The sequence below is a fragment of the Alteromonas lipotrueae genome, from assembly GCF_019249255.1.
Classification (GTDB): Bacteria; Pseudomonadota; Gammaproteobacteria; order Enterobacterales; family Alteromonadaceae; genus Alteromonas; species Alteromonas lipotrueae.
In genome coordinates this window covers 15,193-37,578 of record NZ_JAESDJ010000005.1, presented here as the reverse complement: position 1 = coordinate 37,578, position 22,386 = coordinate 15,193, and the positions used below count along the sequence as shown (strand labels likewise).

Here is a 22,386-nt window from a genome sequence, read left to right as displayed (position 1 = left end):
AACAATGCATCTGATGTGCTATTTATTCGCCGCTAGCTTTGCTACGGCTTCCGTTAACGCGTCAATTTTTGCTGAAAGCTCTTCAATACGATGATCTGCAGGGTCGGTATCTAGGCCCAATTTTTTTCGTACATCTGCTACACGGTTTTCAACATCATTGGTGGTCGACTTAAACTTACTACGCGCATCGTCTTCCAGCGTTTCACCCTTGGTCACTAAGTCATCAAACATTTTGTTCGCGTCTTCACTTAGCTTTTCGTAACGACCTTGCGCTTCTTCTACGCTTTTTCCGTACGCGCCAAGCCCTGCTAGCCAAATTTTGCGAGCCATGTCTTCTGCTTCGTTAATTTTACCTTTAATGGTATCAGTGGTTGTCATCGTCAGCTCCTGTGAATGTTCGATTACAGAGTCACTATACAAAGTACAATTAGAAACCGCATACTAATAAAAAAACAAAACCATAATAAGTTTACACTTGGGAATGGAACCCAATCATATTCCCTTCTGTATCAGTGGCTAACGCAATAAACCCATATTCACCAATCGCCATTTTTTCTTTTTCAAGAACGCCTCCTGCGCCAACTACCCTACCCGCTTCATCAGCACAGTTCTCACATGCAAAGTACACTAAGGTGCTGTTTTTACCTACTGGGGCGCCCTCCATATGAACTAATGCACCACTGGCGCCATAGTTTTCCATATCAGAGGGGAACGTCATCATACTGAATGCGCCTTGGGATTTATCTGCTGAGGGATCTTCCAGTGCTTCTAAGGAAACCTTCAGCACGCTTTCGTAGAAAGCCTGCGCGCGAGGCATGTCTTCAACATAAATTTCAAACCAACCAACGGGATTACTGTTCATAGCATGTTTCCTTTTAGTATTAACAAATGCTAAATGTAAAAACAGGCAAATGCTAAAGCACTTGCCTGTTCGTTATGTCAGTAAAACATAGTGATGCTAGCTTAATTCTCGACCGCTAGATTTCTATACCTGCCAGGTAAAACACGAATGCATATTCTAGCGCTGTTGACTCAAAACGTTTGAACCGACCAGATGCACCACCATGACCTGCTTCCATATCTGTTTGAAACAACAACAAATGATCATTCGTTTTGTAGTCTCGTAGTTTCGCAACCCATTTCATCGGCTCAAAGTATTGCACTTGTGAGTCGTGAAGCCCTGTTGTCACTAACATGTGAGGGTAATCTTGGGCACTCACTTGATCGTACGGTGAATAAGATAAAATATAGTCGAATTCATCTTTATTCGCAGGGTTACCCCACTCTGTATATTCCCCGGTGGTTAAAGGAATGGTGTCGTCACTCATGGTAGTAACAACATCCACGAACGGAACATGCGCAGAAATCCCTAAATAAAGTTCAGGTGCCATATTCGCAATCGCGCCCATTAACAAACCACCCGCACTGCCGCCCATCGCGAACACACGATTAGGATCGGCATATTGCTTTTCAATCAAGCCTTTTGATACGTCGATAAAGTCGGTAAATGTATTAATTTTGCTGTGCATCTTACCGTCTTCATACCACTGTCGGCCTAACATTTGGCCGCCCCGAATATGGGCAATCGCCACCACAAAGCCTCTATCTACTAGCGATAACCAACTACTTCTAAATGTGGGCTCAATCGTGGCACCGTAAGAACCATACGCATACTGATACAGTGGATTAGTGCCATCTTTGTTAAACATATCGTTACGATAAACCAACGAAACGGGAATACTTGCCCCATCTTGCGCTTTAATCATGACACGTTCAGAGGTATAAGCCGCTGAAGAAAATGTGTCAGAGACCTTAGTTTGTTTAAGAACCGCTTTATCAAAGGTGTTTAAATCGATATCTACAATGCTTGCGGGCGTAGTTAACGAACTATAATAAATACGTAAGGTATTGGTATCTTGCTGAGTGTTGCCGGTAAAGTAAGCGCCGTAAATAGGGTCATCAGTAGGTATTACTGTGGCTTTATCAGTGTTTAAATTGTGCGCAACCAGGCGTAAAACACCATCTTGCTTTTCTTTTACAACCAAAAAGTCACCCAGCACTTCAATATCTTGAATGAATACGTCAGGGTTATGGCTAATCACCTCTTCCCATTTGGACATGTCATCGGTTGCAGAAGCTGGCGCTTTCATGACTCGAAAGTTAGTTGCTGCATTGTTAGTCAGAACAAAGTAACTATCACCCGACTTTTCAATGCTGTATTCCTCATCTTCTCTAATGGGCAAAAATGGGACTGGCGCCTTAGTGGGCTGATTCGCATCAATTAAGGTCACCGCACTTTTGTCTGTGTGGCTATGATGAATGTAAATCATGTCATCATCTTTGCTTTTACTAATGTAGGTATAAAACGTAGGGTCAGTTTCTTCAAACACTAGCGTGTCGTCTTCTTGGGGTGTGCCAAGCACATGACGATAAACCTGAAAGCCTAGTAAGGTTTGCAGATCTTTTTTCACATAGAAAAGGTTTTTATTGTCGTTAGCCCACTCTACTGCACCAGAGGTACCTGTCAGTTGGTCAGACAGCAACTCACCCGTGGCTAAATTTTTCACAAAAATGGTATAAACTCGGCGGCTCAATGTATCTTCAGAGTACGCGAGTAAGTTATTATCGGTGCTTACTGAGTAGTCGCCAATATTATAGTAATCATGACCTTCGGCCATCACATTCATATTCAGTAATACCTGTTCCTCTGCATCCATCGATGGTTTACGCAGATAAATAGGGTATTCATTTTCCCCAGAGTATTCGGTGAAGTACCAATAATCATTCTTTAAATAAGGAACCGTTGTGTCATCTTTCTCTATTCGGGCAATCAGTTCTTCATAGAGTGTTTCTCTGTTAGCTTTTAATGGCGCCATAACAGATTCTAAATACGCATTTTCTTTTTCTAAGTGTGCCAACACTTTTTCATCTTCTCGACTATCATCTCGCATCCAGTAATAGTCATCATTGCGAACGACACCGTGAGCCGTTAACTCATGAGGAATTTTCTGTGCAACCGGTGCTGGAATATCAGTAATCAATTTAACGCCTTGCTGTTTTTCTAATTTTGTTTGTGAGGATTGTTCCACGCTAGTGCTGTTATCGCTGCACGCCCCTAGCGAGAGACTCGCCGTCAACGTCATAAACGATGCTATCCATAAAAATTTCATGATAGTTCCTTTTCCGGGAGATGATATGTGACAAAACTTAACCCCAAAGTATAGGTAATTTCTAACGTTAATATAGGGTTAAAAAGCACTAATGCGACCAAACTTAGTTCTAAATAGTTACAAGCTGTGTCTTAAAACAAAAAAACGCCCTGAATAGGACGTTTTTAATAATACGCTAATAACTACGGTTTTAGCTTGAGGGTGAATTCGCTTCCCCCTACTGCCATTGTGCTAATCCACGATATCTTTAGGCATGCTGTCTCGTACTTGCTGCCAAACTTTGCCACTTTCGATACCATAATCTCTTACCACTACAGGTACCTTGTCGTGTCTTTCGTTTTCTGCCGCATCGAGCAATTTCGCGTAATAAGCTTTAGCCACGTCTCGCGCTTGTTGATGATCGAAGTAGAACCCACCAATACGCGAGTACATACCTCTAAAACCATTCATCATTAACACGAACACATTATTGTTTGATGCCAATGCTAAATCATGGGTCATTTGGTAATCGAATTGCGCAAAAGCAGCACCGTCTTCTTCCACGTTTTTATAACGCGCAATAATCTCGGCTGACGCTTTGGGATTGTGACGAATTGCACCTCGGATAAACACAGCACTTAAATTAGTACGCGCGGCTAAAAGGTTGTCCACTAATTCAGGAATACCTTCTTGATCAAGACGAGCCAAGGTTTCTAGAATGTTCAAGCCACAGCTTTCCCAAAAGTTATTCACTTTTGTAGGTTTACCATGTTGAATGGTTAACCAACCGTCACGCGCCAAACGTTGTAAAACTTCACGCAAGGTTGTGCGTGTTACACCAATAAGTTCTGAAAGCTCTCTTTCGGCAGGCAAAATTGTACCCGGCGGGAAGCGTCCACTCCAAATCGATTCAACAATATATTCTTCGGCAAATCCAGCGGGACTCTGCGCCTTATAAATCATAACTATTCGCCTGCACGTTATTGTTATTCTGCGACTGATTGTACCAGATGCGCTTTTATTATCACAATGAAAAATCCCATGCCAACAACATTTGTTAACAATTCATTAAAATAACCCTAAAACCTTTGCGTTAATGGTTTTTTATCACGCAAAAGCAGACTTCCTCAACGCAATAAACTACATTGTTAGGTTGATTATCAACCTAACTTGAGTATTTCCGCTAACTTTCCTTTTATGGGGTCTGTGAATTGCTTTCTCAAGGTTGTAATATCATGTACGCTTAATTTCGGACTATTATAATGAAAGCAGCAAAACTGCCCGATTATCGATAACTTGCAATCACTTGCCCTCGATGAAAGTCAGTTTATGTTTGCAATAACCAGAAATTCAAAACGTAAAGACGCACGTTAGCGCCTTTGTTGTAAAAGGAATAGGAACTCATGCAAACCTCAATGATCTCGGCGGTCTATAGTAACTTTCTGGGACACGCACCAAATTGGTATAAGCAAACCATAATCGCCTTTCTCATTATAAACCCAGTATTGTTTATGGTTGACCCCTACTTGGCGGGTTGGACATTAGTGATCCAATTTATTTTTACGCTCGCAATGGCGCTCAAATGCTATCCATTGCAGCCAGGTGGTTTACTATTGATTGAGGCCATGTTCATTGGGATGACAACCCCCGGACACATGATGCACGAAATCGAGGTTAACCTTGAAGTGTTGTTGCTTCTGGTCTTCATGGTTGCCGGTATCTACTTTATGAAAGACCTGCTTATGTTTTTATTCACCAAGTTAGTGATTGGGGTTAAAAACAAAATGGTCTTGTCACTATCGTTTATCTTTGCATCAGCCTTTTTATCGGCGTTTCTTGATGCGCTAACCGTGGTTGCTGTAATCATCAGTGTGGGTTTAGGTTTCTATTCTATTTACCATAAAGTGGCTTCAGGCAAGGAATTCCACTCAGATCATGACCATACAAGTGACGACGGAGTAGATTCGCTAGGCAGCAATGACCTAGAAAATTTCCGTGCCTTCCTTCGTAATCTAATGATGCACTCTGCGGTAGGTACCGCACTGGGCGGCGTGATGACTATGGTAGGTGAACCGCAAAACCTTATTATTGCTGATAAGGCCGGCTGGGATTTCGTCGAATTCTTTATCCGTATGGCCCCTGTTAGCTTACCTGTTTTCGTATTCGGCTTATTAACCACCATGGTTTTAGAGAAAACAGGTTGGTTTACGTATGGTGCAAAACTACCCAATTCAGTGAGAAAAATCCTTACCGATTACAGCGAACATATGGATAAAAGCCGCAGTAAACGTGAAACGGCTAAGCTAGTGGTTCAAGCCTTGATTGGCGTATGGTTAGTAGTAGGCTTGGCTACACACATGGCGTCAGTAGGGTTAATCGGTCTTTCTGTTATTGTGTTAGCAACCTCAATGAGCGGTATTATTGAAGAACATGCCTTAGGTAAAGCGTTTGAAGAAGCCCTTCCGTTTACCGCATTGCTTTGCATATTCTTTGGCGTGGTAGCAGTGATTATAGACCAAGGCTTATTCCAACCGGTTATTCATTGGGTACTAAGCTTTGAAGGTGAAACTCAGATGGTGATGTTTTACCTCGCCAATGGTGTGCTATCTATGGTGAGTGACAACGTATTTGTAGGCTCCGTGTATATCACAGAAGTTACTGCAGCCCTGCAAGCTGGCCAAATTACCCGTGACCAGTACGATATGCTAGCCGTTGCGATTAACACAGGAACTAACTTGCCAAGTGTTGCTACGCCTAACGGTCAAGCTGCATTCTTATTCATGCTAACCTCGGCTATTGCGCCTTTACTACGTTTGTCTTACGGCCGCATGGTGATGATGGCGTTACCATACACCATTGTGCTAACCATTGTGGGCTTGGTGGCTACCTATGTAGGCTTAGCCGATGCAACTCAATGGTTGTATGACATGCACTTAATCGAACATCATACCGCAACAGAAGCTGTTAGCGGTGTTGTTTCACACTAGGAATTAGACATGCGTTCAGTAGTACATCGCATTAGTCACTGGGCAGAGCACAAGTCTTCATGGCTTGTGCTTTTCGCCACATCTCTGGGGCTAGAACTAGCCGCACTTTATTTTCAATATGGTATGGGCCTTAAGCCCTGCATCATGTGCATTTACCAACGTACTGCTATGTACGGCATTGTACTGTCAGCACTTTTTGTATTGATTAAAAATAACGGCCTTACTCGTATGGTCGGTTTTGCCGGTTGGGCAGTATCTGCTGGCTGGGGCTTTTTAGTCGCCAAAGAACATATTGGTATTTTAAATGCACCAAACCCTTTTTTCGCCAGCTGCGAAATAGTGCCTAACTTTCCATCATGGCTGCAATTGCATGAGTGGATACCTGCCATTTTTGCCGCCGAGGGTGATTGCTTGGAGGACAGTTGGCAGTTTCTTTCAATGGGAATGGCTGAATGGATGCAGATTATCTTTGCCGCTTACTTTGCGGTTTTTGCTATTGTGTTTGCATGCCGATTGCTGGATAAGAAGCCCTTTTGATAGACCTTTCTATCTTGCCGTCTAGGCTCCCTCCAATCCACACAGAACAGGGGCCGGTGACAATACAGCGCATAGCCCCTAAACATATTGAAGCCTTGTGTGAGGCTTCACAGCAATCTATTCACCATGTAAAACCCTGGCTTGGTGCTGCACTGTGCCCAGTTACTCCCGCCTTGGCGAAACAATGTATTCAATCGATGGAAGCCGCACGCGAGTCAGGCTATGGCTTAACCTACTTGCTTATGCACGATGAGCGCTGTTTGGGCATGGGAATTATCAACTATATCCACCACACCCATTTAACCGCGAATTTGGGTTATTGGCTTCGTTCAGACTCATGTGGAAAAGGCCTAGCAACGGCCATTTGTGAGGCGTTAAAGAAATTAGCCTTTAATCAAATGAATTTACACCGACTGGAATGCCTAATTGAACCTAACAACAAAGCCAGTTTGCGCGTAGCCGAGAGAATTGGTGCTGAAAAAGAAGGACTTTGCCGCAAACGCATTTTTGGACGAGATGCGCTACTTTACAGTATTATCGCTTAATCTAAATCTTCCAATGGCCAAATGGCAATATAATCTTCGAAGGTGTCTAAATCTACATCGGTTTCAAACACCGTTTTGTTTCGAACAGACATGCCATTTTTGTGCATCACATGTTTCTTGCCCTTATTTAATAGTGGATGCCAAGACGGCAAACCTCGCCCTTCATGCAGACGGCGATAAGCGCAGCTAGTTGGCATAAAGAAAATATCTTTTAGGTTCGCTTTAGTTAACTGAACGCAGTCTGGCACAAGTTCAGTTCGCTTCGCATATTGGGTACATTCACAACTTTTTGTATTTAGCAGCGAACAGACAATATTCGTGTAATGAATTTGCTCATTGGCATTGATGTAATCCGTCGGCGCTTGCGCTTCCTCGTTTTCATCATCAATAAACTTGTGTAAGCAACACTTTGCACAGCCATCGCATAATGACTCCCATTCCTTCTGGGTCATTTCTTCAAGGGTTTTGGTTTCCCAAAAAGGGGCAGTCATTAGCGTACAACCTTTGTATTAACAGTAATTTTATCGTGTAAGGTGGCTTCGATAGTGTCACCCGCAAGCAATGGCCCTACCCCGCTCGGGGTGCCGGTTAGCACCACATCACCCGCATCAAGGGTAAAAGTGTGCGACATGTGGGCAATTAACGGCACTATTTTGTGCAGCATCATTGCAGTATGCCCTGATTGACGCACTTCACCGTTTATACTTAACGTGAAATGTAAATCTTGTAAGTCAGTGATGGTATCGATTGGAACAAAGCCTGACACTGGGCAACTTAAATCGAAGGACTTTGCGCGTTCCCAGGGTTGGCCTTGCGCCTTAAGCTCGCGCTGAACATCACGCAAGGTTAAATCTAAACCAAGACCAATACCCCAAATGGCCGCTAACACTTCATCTTCTGTTGCTTTAGACACCGTGTGCTTTAGCAGCACAGCAACTTCTAGTTCGTTATGGCATTCACCTTGGTCGGTAGGAATACTGAGCGGTTTGCCCATGTCGCACAACGCCGCTTTGGGTTTTAAAAACAACAGGGGTGAGGCTGAAACTACAGATTTCATTTCTTCAATATGATCAAGATAGTTGCGACCAATACACGCCACTTTACCTGTGGGCAATGCAATGGGATTGCCCTGAAGTTCTAAATGTTGATACATATTAATACCCTCGCTTTATACGTTCTGAAAGGTAACCTACCGACACACCAAAGTAACTAGAGCGGTTCCATTTCATCAAGGTATGAAAATTATTATAAACAAGATAAACACGCCCTTCGCTGCCATCAGGCATAATAAGAGAAGCCGGAATATCAGCGTTTGGCAAATCGCTACCGTCGAAACGTCTAACGCCAGCTTGTTGCCAATCGGCTAAAGGCTTATAAAGACTTTTTGAAAGGCCGAACTCTTTTATAGGCTGAGTTAAAGATACCTGCCTACCCCACGTGCCGTTATTATCCCACCCTTCTGATGATAGGTAGTTTGCAATAGAAGCAAAAACATCGGCTTCCGTTTGCCATATATCTTTTCTGCCATCACCATCGTAATCTACCGCATAGTTTAAAAAGGAGATTGGCATAAATTGGCTTTGCCCCATGGCACCAGCCCAAGAACCTTTCAACGCATCAACGCTGGTATGCCCTTCGTCAAGGATAGTCAGCGCGGCAAAAAGGTTGTCTTTAAACAGTTTTTCTCGGCGGCCTTCGTACGCGAGTGACGCCAAGGCAGACAGCACACTGTAATTACCCTGAATACGTCCAAAATTCGATTCATTACCCCACAGCGCAACAATAAAGCGAGGTTGAACCTGAAACTTCTGCCCTATCTCTTCAAGCAGTGACTTGTGCTTGTTGTACATTTCAACCGCTTGTTGCACTTTCCAGTCAGGCACACGACTGGCTAAGTAACTATCAAGGGTAATTTTCTTTTCAGGTTGATTTTTATCAGACTTGATAACCGTTGGGCGGAAACTAATATCATTAAAAGCGTCGTTAAGTAATGATTCATCAAAGCCCTTTTGCTGGGCTTCGGCTTTTAACGCTGTTACGTACTCGGCAAACCCTTGTGCTGTTTTGTCTTCGGCTTGGGCAAAAGCAATGCTTGCCACAACCCCCGCTACTGCAAGTAGCGATGCAGTTAACCATTTAGCCATGCTTAAAACTTTTTATCTGGTGTAGCTTGCAAACCCAAAGACGTGCGATGGGCCATCAATAAGTCGTCTTCTTTAGGTGGCATTTGAAGGTAAAAACCTTTCTCTTCAAGCTCATTTACAAGCTTTTGCTTATCCACCCCGGCTAGTTTCTCGTGCTTATCTAACGATAACACCGTAACTAACTCTGGCTTGCCAAACTTCTCTTTTAGTATTTCAGGTACATCATCAAATTGGTCTTTATTAGGCACATATAAATACATGCCTAGGTGTTTTCGTGATTTATAAATCGCGCACAACATCATTTCGTAAACTCTTCAACGTTAGAGACTAGGATTTTTACCTAGTAACTTTTCTAAATGGGGTTCAAATAGCGGCGCTCTCCAACCAGATAATACATCTGGCTTAAGGCCTAGCACTCGGGTTTCGTCACTGTCGAACCAGTACCATTTTAACACCTGGTTCAATTGTTTTTTAGACGCTATAACTTCAGGCAACACATTATTTTCGCTGGCAATTTTATCGCTCACGGCTTTTAGTGATGCTAATGTTTGCTTGTAGCTTGCAACGTCAATTAAGCGACTTACTTTAGGTAACCTCTGTGGCTCAGAAGTAGCGGCATATTTATCTCGAGCTTCGCTTATTAGCGTAATTATAGTCTCACCGTAGCGCCTAATCGATTGTGGGTTCACACCGTGAAGTTGAGACAGACCCGATTTGCTTGAAGGCATTAGACGCGCAGCTTCATAAAGATGTATTTCCTTAAATACAAAATTCAATGCCATGTCTTTTTTACGGGCAGTGGCGAGTCGCCATGCGGCAAGTGCTTGTAGTACGGTAAGCTGCTCTTTTGATAAACGCCAGTTGTTTTTAATCTGCATATACGCAAATTCTTCCGGCATTTGACTGCGCTTTTTATCTGCTAACTGGGCTATTTCTTGATATACCCAATCTAACTTTCCGGCTTCATTTATTTTTTCTACTAAATGTTCGTAGCAAGGTAATAAATACAGTACATCGTTGGCCGCATAGCTAAGCTGTGCTTCCCTTAAAGGGCGTGCTATCCAGTCGGTACGAGATTCGCCTTTATCTAGGCTAACATCGCACAACAACTCCACCAGCTTTGCATATCCTAGGGATGCTCCCAAGCCTAAAATACTCGCCGCAAATTGACTATCGAATACGGGTGTTGGTACGGAGTTAAAAGCGGTCAGGAAAGTCTCAAGATCTTCTGAGCACGAGTGTAGAACTTTTACCACACTGGTATTTTCCATTAAGGCAACAAAGGGCGAGAGATCATCAATCGCAAGCGGATCGATAAGTACTAACTGATGCCCATCATATAACTGGATTAAACCAAGATGAGGTGACAGCGTTCTAGTGCGAACAAATTCAGTGTCTAGCGCTACCGCTTTTTGTTGCTGGGCAAGGTTGCACACACTATCGAGTCTTTCAAAGGTGGTTACTAATTCATATTGCATAATAATAAAAAGCCGGCTTACGCCGGCTCTACAGTTTTCCTAATTCACTTACCGAATTAATCTCGTAGTTCCCGACGCAGAATTTTACCTACATTGGTTTTAGGTAGATCTTCTTTGAAGACTACCTGCTTAGGCACTTTATAGCCTGTTAAGTGTTCTCTACAGTGCGCAATAACCGCTTCAGCAGTGAGCGAATCGTTGTTGCGAACAACAAACAACTTCACCACTTCACCACTGGCTTCATTTGGCACACCAACCGCTGCTGACTCAACAATGTTGTCATGCATAGCAGCCACTTCTTCAATTTCGTTTGGAAACACATTGAATCCAGAGACGAGGATCATATCCTTTTTACGGTCAACAATATAGAAATAACCTTCATCGTCTACCGTGGCGATGTCTCCGGTGGCAAGCCAGCCATCTTTAAGAATTTCGTCGGTGGCTTCTGGGCGGTTTAAATACCCTTTCATCACCTGCGGGCCTTTCACCCAAAGCTCACCTGGTTCGCCTTTTTCTACCTCGTTACCATCATCATCAAGAAGTTTAATGTCGGTAGAAGGTACTGGCATACCAATGGCGCCTTTGTAAGCGTCAATTTGTGGTGGGTTTACCGTTACAACAGGTGAACATTCCGTAAGGCCATAGCCTTCAAGAAGTACGGTACCGGTAACCTTTTCCCACTTTTCAGCAACAGGGCGCTGAACGGCCATGCCGCCGCCTAAACCAAACTTGAAGTTCTTAAAATCAAGTTCGCTAAACCCTGGTGTGTTTAACAAACCGTTAAACAAGGTATTTACACCCGGAAGAATAGTGAATGGGTATTTGCTCAGTTCGTTTACAAACCCAGGCATATCTCGTGGGTTAGTAATCAGTAAGTTTTGGCAACCGTATTTAAGGAACATCAGGCAGTTCGCAAGCAATGCGAATATATGATAAAGCGGCAACGCAGTTACCACAAAGTCTTCGCCTTCTTCTATTACCGTTTCTAAAATGCCAGAAACCTGCTCAAGATTCGCAATCATATTGCGATGCGTCAACATGGCGCCTTTAGACACACCAGTTGTTCCACCTGTATACTGCAAGAAGGCCAGTTCATCGTTGGTTAAATTGGGGCGTGTGTAGGTTAAAGATTGCCCTTTCTTTATCGCGCTGGTGAATGACGTGGTAGCAGGCAAATTAAAAGCCGGTACCATTTTTTTCACGTACTTCACTACCGCATTCACTACCCAACGTTTAGGTATAGGCAACATATCGCCTAGCGAAGTAAGAAACACTTCTTGAATATTTGTTTCACTAATCACTTCTTCAAGAGTGCACGCAAAGTTTTCAACAATAACAATTGCCTTTGCATTCGCATCGTTTAATTGATGCTTCAACTCTCTTGCGGTATACAGCGGGTTTACATTAACCACAACCATACCAGCACGAAGTACACCAAACATAGCTACAGGATACTGTAGTAAGTTCGGCATCATGATTGCCACGGCATCACCACGCTTCAACCCACTATTTTGTAAGTAAGCAGCATACTGTGCAGATAATTTGTCTAGTTCGCCAAAGGTCATCGACTGACCCATGTTGATAAACGCAACTTTGTCTTTAAACTTTTTTACTGATTGTTCGAATATATCGACAACGGATGCGTAACGATCTGCATCAATTTCTGCAGATACACGAGGATCGTAAAACTTGAGCCAGGTTTTTTCCACCAAAACCTCCTTCACTTATTTTTAACACAAAGGCGCGTGTTGTCTCACGCGCGTTTGAGCAACTGGTCTAATAACTTGCGAATAGTATAGGAAGTGTAAAAAAAAATAAACTATACAGTTTACATTTGCTCAACAAACTGACGGATTAGCACGCCAACTTCATCAGTTTTTTCCATGTGAATATGATGACCGCCTTTTAATTGCTCAAACCGAGCATTTTTAAACCAAGACTGCCTTTTGTCATAAACACTGTCCAAGATTTTAAAGCTACTTGACGCACCAACGAAAAGTATAGGACAAACTATCGCACTCATGATGTTTTCTGCCTGTTCTTCGGTTAAACGAAGCACAGATTTAGTGCGAAGACGCGGATCGCTCGACCAAAAACAATGGCCACCGGCATCTTGCGTAAGATTCCTTTCTAGAATTGCGCGCGCATGCTCAGCTGGAATATCAGAGACTTTGCAGCGGGCTTTCACTGCATCTTCTAAATTAACCAAGGTTAACTTATTGCGCTGTTTTTTCTTGCGGCTAAGAATGGCGTCCCGCATTTGCTGTTGGCTAGTATTCGCCGCTAACGTTAAGGGGCCACACGCATCAAGGCTTATCACACCTTTCACTTTTTCAGGAAATAGCCCCGCATATAATGTTGCCAAAATGCCGCCCATAGAGTGCCCCAACAGTATAACCTGTTCCCACCCTTGATCTTCTATCAATGCATGCAAGTCTTGTAAATAATCAGCTTGATTATAGTGCATGCCTATCGGTCGGTGCGATGAACGGCCATGCCCAGCAAGATCAAGCGCAATAAAGCGTTGAGATTGCAAATACGGAGCAAGTAATCGTAGGCTTTCTGCGTTATCTAAATACCCATGCAGCCCTATTACTACGGTTCCAGCACCTTGGTTTTCTAGCGCGGCTAAGTGTAAATTTCCTGCTGTAAACTCAGTTTCTATCATGTTGCTCCCTTACACAATATGGCGGCAATATATTGCCGACACAGAACAAAATACTGCCAGATAAAAAAATAGGGAGGCAAAATCCTGCCTCCCTAGTAAATACATATTTTTATTTAAATACGATTATCTTTACGAAAATTTTCATCTGGTAGTCTACCTATTTCGATTTATCCTTGCGCATTTTGTCATGCGGGCCTGAAATAGTGTTAACGTTAGATTGCGTCTTTATAGGTTTAGGACTAGACGGAGAATTATCGTAGCGAGTTACCCGAACTCTTCTATAACTTGGATAACCCCAGGGTCTGTGTCGCATAAACGGTGAATACCAACCAGTACCATAATCAAAATAATACATGTTCACGTCGTAAACCTCTTGTTTACGCCACATGTGGTAGTCATCAGCCAATATTGTAGGATATATGTACGGTTGTTCACCTACCATGCCTGATGTGGGCGGTACCAATTTACCAACAAACGTGGCCGAACGACCTTCTTCAAAAACAATGGGATCAACAAAACCGTCTATTTGCACTTTAAAGCGCCCAACCGTTTCGCCACTACTGTTAGGCTTGCCATAGTTGTTTAGTGGAAAATGAACAAGTTCGATGAATGTTTTGTTTGGCTTATTTTCGACCCCAACAATAACACCGCCCCACCGCGCCATTTTACCTTGTGCGTTGGCGCCAGAGGTAACGGCTTTGGAATAAGAAACTAGCTCAGTACCTTCAGGCACCTCTACGCTTTCTGGCACAATCGCACACCCTGCGAAAAGTACCACACTTACTATCACTAACATTCTAACCAGCATGAAGCCTCCTTTTGGCCGCCTAAGCACTTTTAACCTGGAGCTGAAACTAAGCGCCGAGAAAATATATAGTACTACAAATAGTAACGAATCGAACCACATTGCGCTGAGTAACGGTGTAAGGCTGTTAACCCGCACATTCACTCGAGACAATCATTAAAAAATACCATTACCGATGGAATACATTGACTTAAAAGTTAGCATTGATACATAACAAATGCCATAAAGAACATTGATTTAAAAGATTATCAATCTTTAGACGGGATTTTTGACAAAAAGTTTAGTTAGGTTTTATAACGCTTAGTGGGAAGACGTTAAATGAAGGCAATACTGCGCAAGAAATGCACTGATTTAATGTGAATACTAGGCATAAATATCTACCCCAAACATGCTTTGTACAGACTCACGTTCTTGCTGCTTTTCAAAGCTGGTATACGACGCGATGGCTTGTTGAGAATAGCCCGCACTATCTTCACGTACAAAACGTTGATAAGCCTGTGCATTGTCGGTGCCTTGCGCATCTGGGGCCACCACAATATGGTTGTTCTGCTGCTTCCCCTCACTATTGCTCTGCTGCTGCGCATCTTTATTAACTTTAGCGACGCGCCCTTGCGAAGGCTCTGATTGATGTGATGAAGGTATCGAAAAATTGTTAGTTATATGCATACCAAAACGTGTCAGTCTTTTAAATTAAACCAATTAATATATGTAGTGAGACGACTACATCGAATTTCAATGTCGCAACAGCCATCTTCTGAGCGATACAAGGTTCAATGTTGTTCGCTACGTTGCAATCTATGCTTCAAGAAGCCTATGTTGCAAGAAGCGACTGCAAAAATCGCGCCCAGTTACTGCACGCTTCCTTATTTAATCGTGAGCCATGCAGGATAAGACATAGTTAACGGCAGAGAATGTGGTTTAAACGTATATCAGCCTGAGGGCTTCCCCCCTTATTCGCGGCCCGGTAACTTTTTCCATGTTACTTTGTCTCGTAGATAAACAGGTTTTACCTCACTGGCCACTTGTACATCGCCTTTGTTCGCGAGTTGTTCAGCAAGTGGAAGCATGTAAACCGCATCAGGAAATTCAATAGACACTTCATGGTCTTCAGACAGCAATGCTTTAAGTGCCGGATAGGCCTGCCAGCCTGTACCAACAGGCTCAAACTCACCAATAGCCTCACATTGATTGGCTGCTATGGCTTCATTGATAAGCTCTACAGCAGCTTCAGGGGGGCACACCTGCTCTGCAATCACCTCACTCAATAATCCGTTGCCGGACTTATACATGGCAAAATACACTTCGCCCATGCGGGCATCGGTAGCACACACTACCCAAGTAGCCTGTTTACTTATTACCGCTTGCTGTGCCATCGCCGCAAGGGTGCTTACGCCGGCCACTTTTAATCCACTACCTAGTGATAAACCTTGAATCATGCCGGTAGCAATGCGCACGCCGGTAAAGCTGCCTGGGCCTCGCCCAAACGCTAGTAGATCTAAATCGGCCAGAACAAGCCCTGCATCTTTTAACACTTCATCCAACATAGGCAGTAAACGCTGGCTATGTTGCTGTGGGCAAATTTCGAAACGTGAAACAACAGCGTCACCGGTATTTAGTGCTACTGAACAGGCTTCTGTTGCCGTGTCTATGGCTAAAATTTTCATTCTTTACTCTTCATCAATTCTTGCAAGGAAAGACTCTACTTCGTCTAAACTTCGGGTTCTGCGCATATTCGGCAAGCTACCTATAAAAGTTTTCGCATAGGGTTTAGTCACTAATCGGTTATCGCAAATAACCAGTACGCCTTTATCGGTAGGGTCGCGAATTAATCGCCCTGCACCTTGCTTTAAGGCAATCACAGCTTGGGGTATTTGAATAACACCAAACGGGTTTGCGCCGCGCTTTTTAACATCGTCCATTCGGGCTTGTAACAGTGGGTCATCTGGTGATGCGAATGGCAGTTTATCTATCATGACGCACACCAAATCATTCCCTCGTACATCTACCCCTTCCCAAAAAGCGCCCGTGCCCATTAACACGGCTTTTTCGTCAGCCAAGTACGCATCTAATAACGCCTGCTTAGTTGTTGTGCCTTGTACTAATAGCGGGTTATCAATTTCATCTTCTAGCTTACCAGCTATTTCACGCAACATGGCATGACTGGTAAATAACAAAAAGCACCGGCCTTTACTGGCTTTAATCAACCTTTTTGCCGTATTCAACAACGTTTCTCGCATAGAAAAACTGTTCGGCTCGGGTAAATACCGAGGTACACACAACATGGCTTGTTCAGGGTAGTTAAAGGGGCTATCTAAGCCTAGCGTTCTTGAGTCTTCTAACCCCATTCTGCGCTGAAAATGTTCAAAGCCGCCGTTAACCATTAAGGTCGCCGAGGTAAATACCCACCCGCGAGGCGGCGATGCCACAAAACGGCGGAACTTAGCTGCAATAGACAACGGCGTTAAATGCATAATTAAATGGCGCGTCGTGGTTTCATACCACAAGCTCACATTTTCTTGTTTCTCATCGCTTAACGAGTCAAGTTGTTCCCTAACGGACACTATTCTTTCATAAAGATTGTCTAAATCTTTGTCGCGACCAATATGCAGCTTACACACTTCATGTAATACCCCTAGCGCTTCTGCTAGTTTACCCACTTCTAAGCGCACATCGTCACGCATCAAGGCTTCGGCCCAGTTTCCTCGCTGAGTTGTATCAGGGAAAAGCAGGCGTAAATCTGCAGCAATCATGCGGCATTTGTCGGCAGCTTTGTCTAACTGTGCCGCGTCTTTCAATACGGTTCTAAAAATAAGGGTAATATCTTTGGCTAAATCTTGAATTTGGCGCGTGGAAAGCGATTCACCAAAGTAGTCTGCGGCAATATCGGGTATTTGATGGGCTTCATCAAATATAATGGCGTCAGCTTCTGGAATAAGCTCACCGAACCCCGTATCTTTTAATGCCATGTCAGCGAAAAATAAGTGATGATTCACCACAATAATGTCGGCATCTAACGCCTTACGCCGTGCCTTAACCAAATAACACTCTTCATAATCGGGGCAGTCCCGACCAAGGCAATTGTCAACGGTAGACGTCACTAATGGCAACACCCGAGCATCTTCAGGTAAGCTTTTCAGCTCGCCCATATCGCCAGTTTTAGTAGTGGTAGACCATAGTTTCACTTCAGATAGCTGCCCTAACACCTCTTTTTCCACTAACGTGGAGTTACCGCCATGTTGTTCTAGTCGGTGCAGGCAAAGGTAATTAGCACGGCCTTTTAACAACGCCGTTTTGCGCCTGTTGCCAAGGGCTTTTTTCACTAAAGGCAAATCGCGATGAAATAACTGTTCTTGCAGGTTTTTCGTTCCCGTCGACACTATCGCTTTGCCTTCAGCCAACAGTGCTGGTGCAAGATAAGCGAAGGTCTTCCCCGTACCGGTCCCGGCTTCAACCACTAGGGAGCCAGTTTCATCAATGGCTTCTTTTACCGCCTGCGCCATTTCTGTTTGCGCTTCACGGGGAACAAAGCCATTGATGGTCTTAGCAAGTAAACCCGTGGAAGAAAAGATGTCATCGATAGTTGGCATAGTGTACTTAACGTAAAAGTGAAGATTTGGCCGCTAGGCCACAAAGCGGTGCATTATGCCAAAGTTTTTCGAAAAATGGTTAGTAATCACAAAAATTCCATACCGAATGACAGATTTCATTTAACACTGACCTTTACTCATAGCGGCTTGCTGTTCTATATAAGCTCAGTCATATAAGCTCAGCCATACTTGCCAATTAATAAGAGCTAATCCATACCTGATAGCCCCACGGGTCAATTTGAACGGCCTTATCAATATGCAAGTGTTCGGTTTCGCTTTTACTCTCGTGGTGGGAAGAACTTGAATCGAGCGTGCAATTATAATAATGACCATTAAGAATAGGGTCATTAAACGTGACGTTGCCTAAAGTGTCTGAAAAATTGATGATCACTAACACTTTATTGTGTTCATCCATTCTCACAAAGCTGAATACCTGTGACATAGCGTTACTTGGCACCTGAATCATACGTGAACCAAATTCACCATTGCCCAAGGCAGGAATAGATTTTTTTATCTTAATGAGCGCTTTATACAAATCACCAATGCTATGAGGTTGCCATTCAATGGGATCACGTTCGAAAAACGCTAACCGCTTTGTTTCCCCGGCTTCTTGGCCATTATGAATGAGCGGCATACCTTCGCCTAACACCGACAATACAATGGCGCCTTTTAACGCATCGCCAAATTGCTCTGCCTGAGTACCATCCCACGCATTTTTATCGTGGTTACTCACAAACGTCATTCGATAAGCACTGTGCGGCCACGCCCGTTCATTCCATGAATAATATTTTCTCAGTCTATCAAGAGAACATCGCCCATGAGCGAGCTCATGCATGGTTTCATTCCAGCTCCATGCATAAGTCATGTTAAAAGCGGTTTCGTGTAAATCGCGATTTTCCCACTCTGCCAACATAAATACGGGTTTTATGGCATCTAAGGCAACACGCGCTTGATGCCAAAAATCGTTCGGCACATACCCCGCTACATCACATCGAAAACCATCAATATCAAAGCGTTCTACCCAATAGCGCATGGCATTAATCATATAATCACGTAGCGCAGGTTCGTCGTAATCAAACTCGATAATATCTGACCAATCCCACCAAGGAGACGGGCGAAACTCACCGTGGTGATCTCTGGCATACCAGTGAGGATGAGTATCCACTAGAGGATTGTCCCAAGCGCTATGATTAGGCACCCAGTCTAGGATAACTTTTAAATTCCGGTTGTGCGCTTCTTGCACCAACTCTTGAAAGTCGTCTGCATTGCCAAACTCAGGGTTAATACCCAAATAGTCTTTAACCGCGTACGGGCTACCAAGTTCACCTTTTCGATTTTTTTCACCTATAGGGTGAATAGGCATAAGCCAAAGAATATCAGCACCTAAATCACAAATATGATTTAAGCGTTTCGTCACCTCTTTGAATGTACCAGATACAGAAAACTGGCGAGTGTTCACCTGATAGATAACGGCATGTTTCGACCATTCGGGCTGCGTTACACGATAAATTTTCTTGGGAGTTGTCTGAATTGTCATCCATGCATCCTTTTTTGCCAAACTATTCCTCTACAAAATATGCACTCAGAAAATAGGTAAACCAGATACGCCGAGCAAAAGAACCCAAGTGCCAAAGAAAAGTTTAAGTTTTTGGGGTGAAAAAGCCAACACAACATACTTTGCTAGCATGCCACCAATAATTGCTCCCGCACCTGCAAATATCACTACGTCCCAAACTACGGCTTGGGTTACTAAAACGTGGTAAATTACAGCGCCCCAAACGGTAAATGCTGACAAGATGACTGCAACAGCAATCGCCATAGTCACGTTGAACCCTCTGATGATAAGATAGACAGCCACCAGCTCGCCTACCCCCACCGAAAGCCAAGCAGTAACAATCCCCCCGAAAAAAGAAACAAATGGCAATGCAACAATATCGAATTGCTCAGCATCGTGTTTTAAGGCAACCCGTTTTAAAAAAGGAATAGAGGCAAAGATAGCCACGGCAAGCAATATAGAAAATGCGCCAAACCCTAAGTGAATCTGTTCTATTCCTCCTTTGATGGGTGAAAGCACACTAAACGTCTCTGGGCCAAACTGAGCGAACCACACACCACACAGTGAGGCAGGTACGCTTAACATTAAGCTTGAAGGTAACGCGCGCCATTGACTGTCGGTTTGATGATGACAACGTTTATAACGCCACCACGTAATAGCGCCAGCAGTCATGCCGCAGCATTGAATAGCGAAACTGGTGGCCACCACACTCTGAGATGAAAACTGTAAATGGTTAAAGAAAGGAACAAATACCACGCCCCCACCCGCGCCGGTCGCGTTTGCGAAAATAGCGCCAATAATGCCAAGCAAACTAAAAAGGCTATTTTCGGCAATAAGCACTAGCGGCGCGGATTGAGCAAAAATCACCACTACCCACAGTACAACCAAAAGAATTTTTAATGGGCTTTGTATTACCCATTGAAATAAACGATTCAACACATTCTCCTAAACGGCGCATGGAGATGGAACTCTCGTGTACGGCGAGTGTTTTTATTTAAACAAATCACGACGGCAAAATACCCAATGCCTACTAATATTACTAGGTAGTTCCCGTTTTATCCTTTGAACTTTATGTTAGAAACAATCTCACTCCAAGGTAAGAAAAGGTTGCGGCTCACGCCTAACCGTTCAGCAAGCTGGCAAGATACTAAATGGCTGATGTTAATTTTTGCCGTTGCTGTATTCACTATTGCTATTGGCTGGGCGGTGGTGGGGGTTTGGGTAATATTACCCTTTGCCGGCATAGAAGTCGTATTGCTTATTTTTATCATGTACCAAGTGTCTCGCAGTACATACCGGTGGGAAACCATTGATATTGCCCCCCACACTATTCACTTTTGCACCCGACACCGCACCATCTCTTTTGCTCGCCCATCCGCGCACGTTGAATTTACCGAAGATGAAAACGATTGGCGCCTTCCCATCGTTACCTTAGTGGATGGCGAACAACGCATTGTCTTGGGCGAATTTCTTAATCTTGAGGATCGCGCATTACTAAAAGAAACACTAGGTAATGAAGGCATTATGGTATGCCGTAATCATTGGTGGAAAACCTAGTTTTGCAAAATGCGCCTGTCGCGTTAGCTTTATTGAAGCGAAGTTTAAATTAAATTTAATATCCATTTTTCCACCTATGAACTACAAATAGTAATGTCTATTCGTGTTATCTCGGAGAACAATTATGAATCTATACATAGAGTCAATTGAAGGCGGAAGTTATTTAGCAGCGACAGGGCGAGGTGCATCTCGCACGCTAGTCAGAGATAAGACCTCTCGACCCAAAACATTTCATTGTCTAAATGAAATTAAAGATCACTTTAATTCCGAGGAGTTTGAACATGTATGGCTGCGGCAATCCACTCCTTACGAGGAAATGGTAGGTCAGTCAGAGATTCCAGATGCGTTGGAGCTCGAAATTGATTGGCACCGCTAACACGCCTATTGTCAGCGGTAATGAGTTACACAACATGCTGGTTGAATATAGGAAACTTACTCGGTAAAGTGGCTGATTCTCATCTAATAGGACAATATGATGAAGTTCAGCCCACGTGCTTTTAGCTTAGCGCTTTTACTTACAAGTTGTGTAGTAGGGCTAACCACGCCAGCCTTTTCTGCTTCTGTTTTCAAAGTTAGTAACGGCGAAAACACCCTTTACATTGGCGGTACGCTCCACTTACTCAGCGAGAGCGACTACCCCCTTCCTGACGCCTACGACTCTGCTTATCAACAATCAGAAACGTTAGTGTTTGAAACAGACCTAGATGCCTTAGAAACACAAGCATTTGCGCAGTCTATGATGAAGAAGCTGACTTACACCCAAGGTAGCAGCCTTGCCAATGATCTTTCAGAAAAAACCTTAGCGAATCTATCAGCACACATGGAAGCCCGTGGTTTATCACTTTCTAACTTTATGATGTACAAGCCTGCTTTTTTAAGCATTACCTTGAGTATGATTGAACTTCAAATCATGGGGCTAACCAGTGAAGGCGTAGATAAGCATTTTTTTAATCGTAGCAAAAACGACGATAAAACCATTCTTTGGCTAGAAAGCCCCGAGCAACAACTTTCATTTATTCAGCAAATGGGCAATGGCGATGAAGATGCATTTATTCAATACACCCTTGAAGACGTTAAAACCCTCCCTCAGGTTTTACCTAAGTTAAAAGCGAGTTGGAAAGCAGGCGACCTCGACACAATGTACGAAGAAAGCATGGCCGATTTTAAATCCGAATACCCAGATATATTCGATACGCTTCTATCATCTAGAAACAAAGCGTGGATGCAATTTTTAGTGAAAGCATTGGCAACAAAGCCCACTGAATTTGTGCTGGTAGGCGCATTGCATTTGCCCGGTGAATTGGGTGTATTAAACATGCTAGAACAGCATGGTTTCAAGGTTGAGAAGGTGCAATAGCGGTAACATTTACATTT

Annotated in this window: 23 protein-coding genes; 6 read left to right on the top strand and 17 right to left on the bottom strand. The window is 43.5% G+C overall.

Going from position 1 to position 22,386, the window contains the following annotated elements:
• Positions 1-18: 18 nt before the first annotated feature.
• From KYS23_RS08700 to fadR, 4 genes are all read right to left on the bottom strand, one after another.
• Positions 19-378 (bottom strand): phasin-related domain-containing protein, encoded by a 360-nt coding sequence (locus tag KYS23_RS08700; protein ID WP_057790879.1) that lies wholly within the window; start codon positions 376-378, stop codon positions 19-21.
• Positions 379-469: 91 nt separating this feature from the next.
• Positions 470-862, bottom strand: coding sequence for a VOC family protein (locus KYS23_RS08695; RefSeq protein WP_159531904.1), 393 nt, complete (start codon positions 860-862; stop codon positions 470-472).
• 115 nt (positions 863-977) lie between these two features.
• Positions 978-3,170, bottom strand: coding sequence for a S9 family peptidase (locus tag KYS23_RS08690; RefSeq protein ID WP_246604336.1), 2,193 nt, complete (start codon positions 3,168-3,170; stop codon positions 978-980).
• 231 nt (positions 3,171-3,401) lie between these two features.
• Positions 3,402-4,112, bottom strand: coding sequence for a fatty acid metabolism transcriptional regulator FadR (gene fadR / locus KYS23_RS08685; RefSeq protein WP_159531906.1), 711 nt, complete (start codon positions 4,110-4,112; stop codon positions 3,402-3,404).
• 440 nt (positions 4,113-4,552) lie between these two features.
• On the opposite strand from fadR, the gene nhaB reads away from it, so the two are divergent.
• Genes nhaB through KYS23_RS08670 form a run of 3 tightly spaced genes read left to right on the top strand, consistent with a single transcriptional unit; the run spans position 4,553 to position 7,218 of the window.
• A complete protein-coding gene (gene nhaB, locus KYS23_RS08680) occupies positions 4,553-6,136 on the top strand; it encodes a sodium/proton antiporter NhaB (protein WP_218418406.1) in 1,584 nt (527 codons plus the stop codon).
• Positions 6,137-6,145: 9 nt separating this feature from the next.
• Positions 6,146-6,673: a disulfide bond formation protein DsbB gene (gene dsbB / locus KYS23_RS08675; RefSeq protein WP_159531910.1), complete on the top strand. Its 528-nt coding sequence runs from the start codon at positions 6,146-6,148 to the stop codon at positions 6,671-6,673.
• Positions 6,670-7,218: a GNAT family N-acetyltransferase gene (locus KYS23_RS08670; protein ID WP_159531912.1), complete on the top strand. Its 549-nt coding sequence runs from the start codon at positions 6,670-6,672 to the stop codon at positions 7,216-7,218. Before dsbB ends, KYS23_RS08670 begins: the two co-directional genes overlap by 4 nt.
• On the opposite strand, the gene KYS23_RS08665 is transcribed toward KYS23_RS08670, so the two are convergent.
• The 13 genes from KYS23_RS08665 to KYS23_RS08605 form a co-directional block, all read right to left on the bottom strand.
• Positions 7,215-7,709 carry a YcgN family cysteine cluster protein gene (locus KYS23_RS08665; RefSeq protein WP_159531914.1) on the bottom strand — a complete coding sequence of 165 codons (495 nt, stop codon included), beginning with the start codon at positions 7,707-7,709 and terminating at the stop codon, positions 7,215-7,217. The two genes, KYS23_RS08670 and KYS23_RS08665, sit on opposite strands and share 4 nt — an antisense overlap.
• Complete coding sequence (locus KYS23_RS08660; protein ID WP_218418405.1) at positions 7,709-8,371, bottom strand: fumarylacetoacetate hydrolase family protein; 663 nt, start codon at positions 8,369-8,371, stop codon at positions 7,709-7,711. The genes KYS23_RS08665 and KYS23_RS08660 overlap by 1 nt, the downstream gene beginning before the upstream one ends.
• A gap of 1 nt (position 8,372) precedes the next feature.
• Positions 8,373-9,362, bottom strand: coding sequence for a lytic murein transglycosylase (locus KYS23_RS08655; protein WP_159531917.1), 990 nt, complete (start codon positions 9,360-9,362; stop codon positions 8,373-8,375).
• A 2-nt stretch (positions 9,363-9,364) separates the two neighbouring features.
• On the bottom strand, positions 9,365-9,661 hold the full coding sequence (locus tag KYS23_RS08650) for a YcgL domain-containing protein (RefSeq protein ID WP_159534603.1): 297 nt from the start codon (positions 9,659-9,661) through the stop codon (positions 9,365-9,367).
• 21 nt (positions 9,662-9,682) lie between these two features.
• Entirely contained in the window at positions 9,683-10,840 is a 1,158-nt protein-coding gene (gene rnd / locus KYS23_RS08645) for a ribonuclease D (protein ID WP_218418404.1), read from the bottom strand.
• 56 nt (positions 10,841-10,896) lie between these two features.
• Positions 10,897-12,549 (bottom strand): long-chain-fatty-acid--CoA ligase FadD, encoded by a 1,653-nt coding sequence (gene fadD, locus KYS23_RS08640; RefSeq protein WP_159531921.1) that lies wholly within the window; start codon positions 12,547-12,549, stop codon positions 10,897-10,899.
• A 119-nt stretch (positions 12,550-12,668) separates the two neighbouring features.
• The gene (locus KYS23_RS08635; RefSeq protein WP_218418403.1) at positions 12,669-13,508 is read right to left on the bottom strand and encodes an alpha/beta fold hydrolase; all 840 of its coding nucleotides are present in this window, start codon (positions 13,506-13,508) and stop codon (positions 12,669-12,671) included.
• A gap of 157 nt (positions 13,509-13,665) precedes the next feature.
• On the bottom strand, positions 13,666-14,316 hold the full coding sequence (locus KYS23_RS08630; RefSeq protein ID WP_232370645.1) for a Slp family lipoprotein: 651 nt from the start codon (positions 14,314-14,316) through the stop codon (positions 13,666-13,668).
• 360 nt (positions 14,317-14,676) lie between these two features.
• Positions 14,677-14,979 (bottom strand): hypothetical protein, encoded by a 303-nt coding sequence (locus tag KYS23_RS08625; RefSeq protein WP_159531925.1) that lies wholly within the window; start codon positions 14,977-14,979, stop codon positions 14,677-14,679.
• A 284-nt stretch (positions 14,980-15,263) separates the two neighbouring features.
• Positions 15,264-15,977: a tRNA (adenosine(37)-N6)-threonylcarbamoyltransferase complex dimerization subunit type 1 TsaB gene (gene tsaB / locus KYS23_RS08620; RefSeq protein WP_218418402.1), complete on the bottom strand. Its 714-nt coding sequence runs from the start codon at positions 15,975-15,977 to the stop codon at positions 15,264-15,266.
• 3 nt (positions 15,978-15,980) lie between these two features.
• Entirely contained in the window at positions 15,981-17,900 is a 1,920-nt protein-coding gene (locus tag KYS23_RS08615) for a DNA repair helicase YoaA (RefSeq protein ID WP_159531929.1), read from the bottom strand.
• Positions 17,901-18,096: 196 nt separating this feature from the next.
• Positions 18,097-19,437, bottom strand: a complete 1,341-nt coding sequence (locus KYS23_RS08610) for an alpha-amylase family glycosyl hydrolase (RefSeq protein ID WP_218418401.1) — start codon at positions 19,435-19,437, stop codon at positions 18,097-18,099.
• Between the two features lie 45 nt (positions 19,438-19,482).
• Positions 19,483-20,391 carry a sulfite exporter TauE/SafE family protein gene (locus KYS23_RS08605; protein ID WP_218418400.1) on the bottom strand — a complete coding sequence of 303 codons (909 nt, stop codon included), beginning with the start codon at positions 20,389-20,391 and terminating at the stop codon, positions 19,483-19,485.
• A gap of 135 nt (positions 20,392-20,526) precedes the next feature.
• Here KYS23_RS08605 and KYS23_RS08600 point away from each other — a divergent pair, with 135 nt between their 5' ends.
• The 3 genes from KYS23_RS08600 (at position 20,527) to KYS23_RS08590 (ending at position 22,369) form a co-directional block, all read left to right on the top strand.
• Positions 20,527-21,012, top strand: a complete 486-nt coding sequence (locus KYS23_RS08600; protein WP_159531935.1) for a DUF2244 domain-containing protein — start codon at positions 20,527-20,529, stop codon at positions 21,010-21,012.
• Positions 21,013-21,136: 124 nt separating this feature from the next.
• Entirely contained in the window at positions 21,137-21,388 is a 252-nt protein-coding gene (locus tag KYS23_RS08595; RefSeq protein ID WP_159531937.1) for a DUF6482 family protein, read from the top strand.
• A 96-nt stretch (positions 21,389-21,484) separates the two neighbouring features.
• Positions 21,485-22,369 (top strand): TraB/GumN family protein, encoded by an 885-nt coding sequence (locus KYS23_RS08590; RefSeq protein WP_232370646.1) that lies wholly within the window; start codon positions 21,485-21,487, stop codon positions 22,367-22,369.
• Positions 22,370-22,386 lie beyond the last annotated feature (17 nt).

Coding starts and splice junctions, on each gene's coding strand:
- fadR (WP_159531906.1), bottom strand. CDS start 4,112: ATGATTTATAAGGCGCAGAGTCCCGCTGGATTTGCCGAAGAATATATT.
- KYS23_RS08700 (WP_057790879.1), bottom strand. CDS start 378: ATGACAACCACTGATACCATTAAAGGTAAAATTAACGAAGCAGAAGAC.
- KYS23_RS08665 (WP_159531914.1), bottom strand. CDS start 7,709: ATGACTGCCCCTTTTTGGGAAACCAAAACCCTTGAAGAAATGACCCAG.
- KYS23_RS08655 (WP_159531917.1), bottom strand. CDS start 9,362: ATGGCTAAATGGTTAACTGCATCGCTACTTGCAGTAGCGGGGGTTGTG.
- KYS23_RS08690 (WP_246604336.1), bottom strand. CDS start 3,170: ATGAAATTTTTATGGATAGCATCGTTTATGACGTTGACGGCGAGTCTC.
- tsaB (WP_218418402.1), bottom strand. CDS start 15,977: ATGAAAATTTTAGCCATAGACACGGCAACAGAAGCCTGTTCAGTAGCA.
- KYS23_RS08650 (WP_159534603.1), bottom strand. CDS start 9,661: ATGTTGTGCGCGATTTATAAATCACGAAAACACCTAGGCATGTATTTA.
- nhaB (WP_218418406.1), top strand. CDS start 4,553: ATGCAAACCTCAATGATCTCGGCGGTCTATAGTAACTTTCTGGGACAC.
- KYS23_RS08610 (WP_218418401.1), bottom strand. CDS start 19,437: ATGACAATTCAGACAACTCCCAAGAAAATTTATCGTGTAACGCAGCCC.
- KYS23_RS08630 (WP_232370645.1), bottom strand. CDS start 14,316: ATGCTGGTTAGAATGTTAGTGATAGTAAGTGTGGTACTTTTCGCAGGG.
- dsbB (WP_159531910.1), top strand. CDS start 6,146: ATGCGTTCAGTAGTACATCGCATTAGTCACTGGGCAGAGCACAAGTCT.
- KYS23_RS08660 (WP_218418405.1), bottom strand. CDS start 8,371: ATGTATCAACATTTAGAACTTCAGGGCAATCCCATTGCATTGCCCACA.
- KYS23_RS08590 (WP_232370646.1), top strand. CDS start 21,485: ATGATGAAGTTCAGCCCACGTGCTTTTAGCTTAGCGCTTTTACTTACA.
- KYS23_RS08695 (WP_159531904.1), bottom strand. CDS start 862: ATGAACAGTAATCCCGTTGGTTGGTTTGAAATTTATGTTGAAGACATG.
- KYS23_RS08615 (WP_159531929.1), bottom strand. CDS start 17,900: ATGCCAACTATCGATGACATCTTTTCTTCCACGGGTTTACTTGCTAAG.
- KYS23_RS08625 (WP_159531925.1), bottom strand. CDS start 14,979: ATGCATATAACTAACAATTTTTCGATACCTTCATCACATCAATCAGAG.
- KYS23_RS08595 (WP_159531937.1), top strand. CDS start 21,137: ATGAATCTATACATAGAGTCAATTGAAGGCGGAAGTTATTTAGCAGCG.
- KYS23_RS08600 (WP_159531935.1), top strand. CDS start 20,527: ATGTTAGAAACAATCTCACTCCAAGGTAAGAAAAGGTTGCGGCTCACG.
- KYS23_RS08635 (WP_218418403.1), bottom strand. CDS start 13,508: ATGATAGAAACTGAGTTTACAGCAGGAAATTTACACTTAGCCGCGCTA.
- rnd (WP_218418404.1), bottom strand. CDS start 10,840: ATGCAATATGAATTAGTAACCACCTTTGAAAGACTCGATAGTGTGTGC.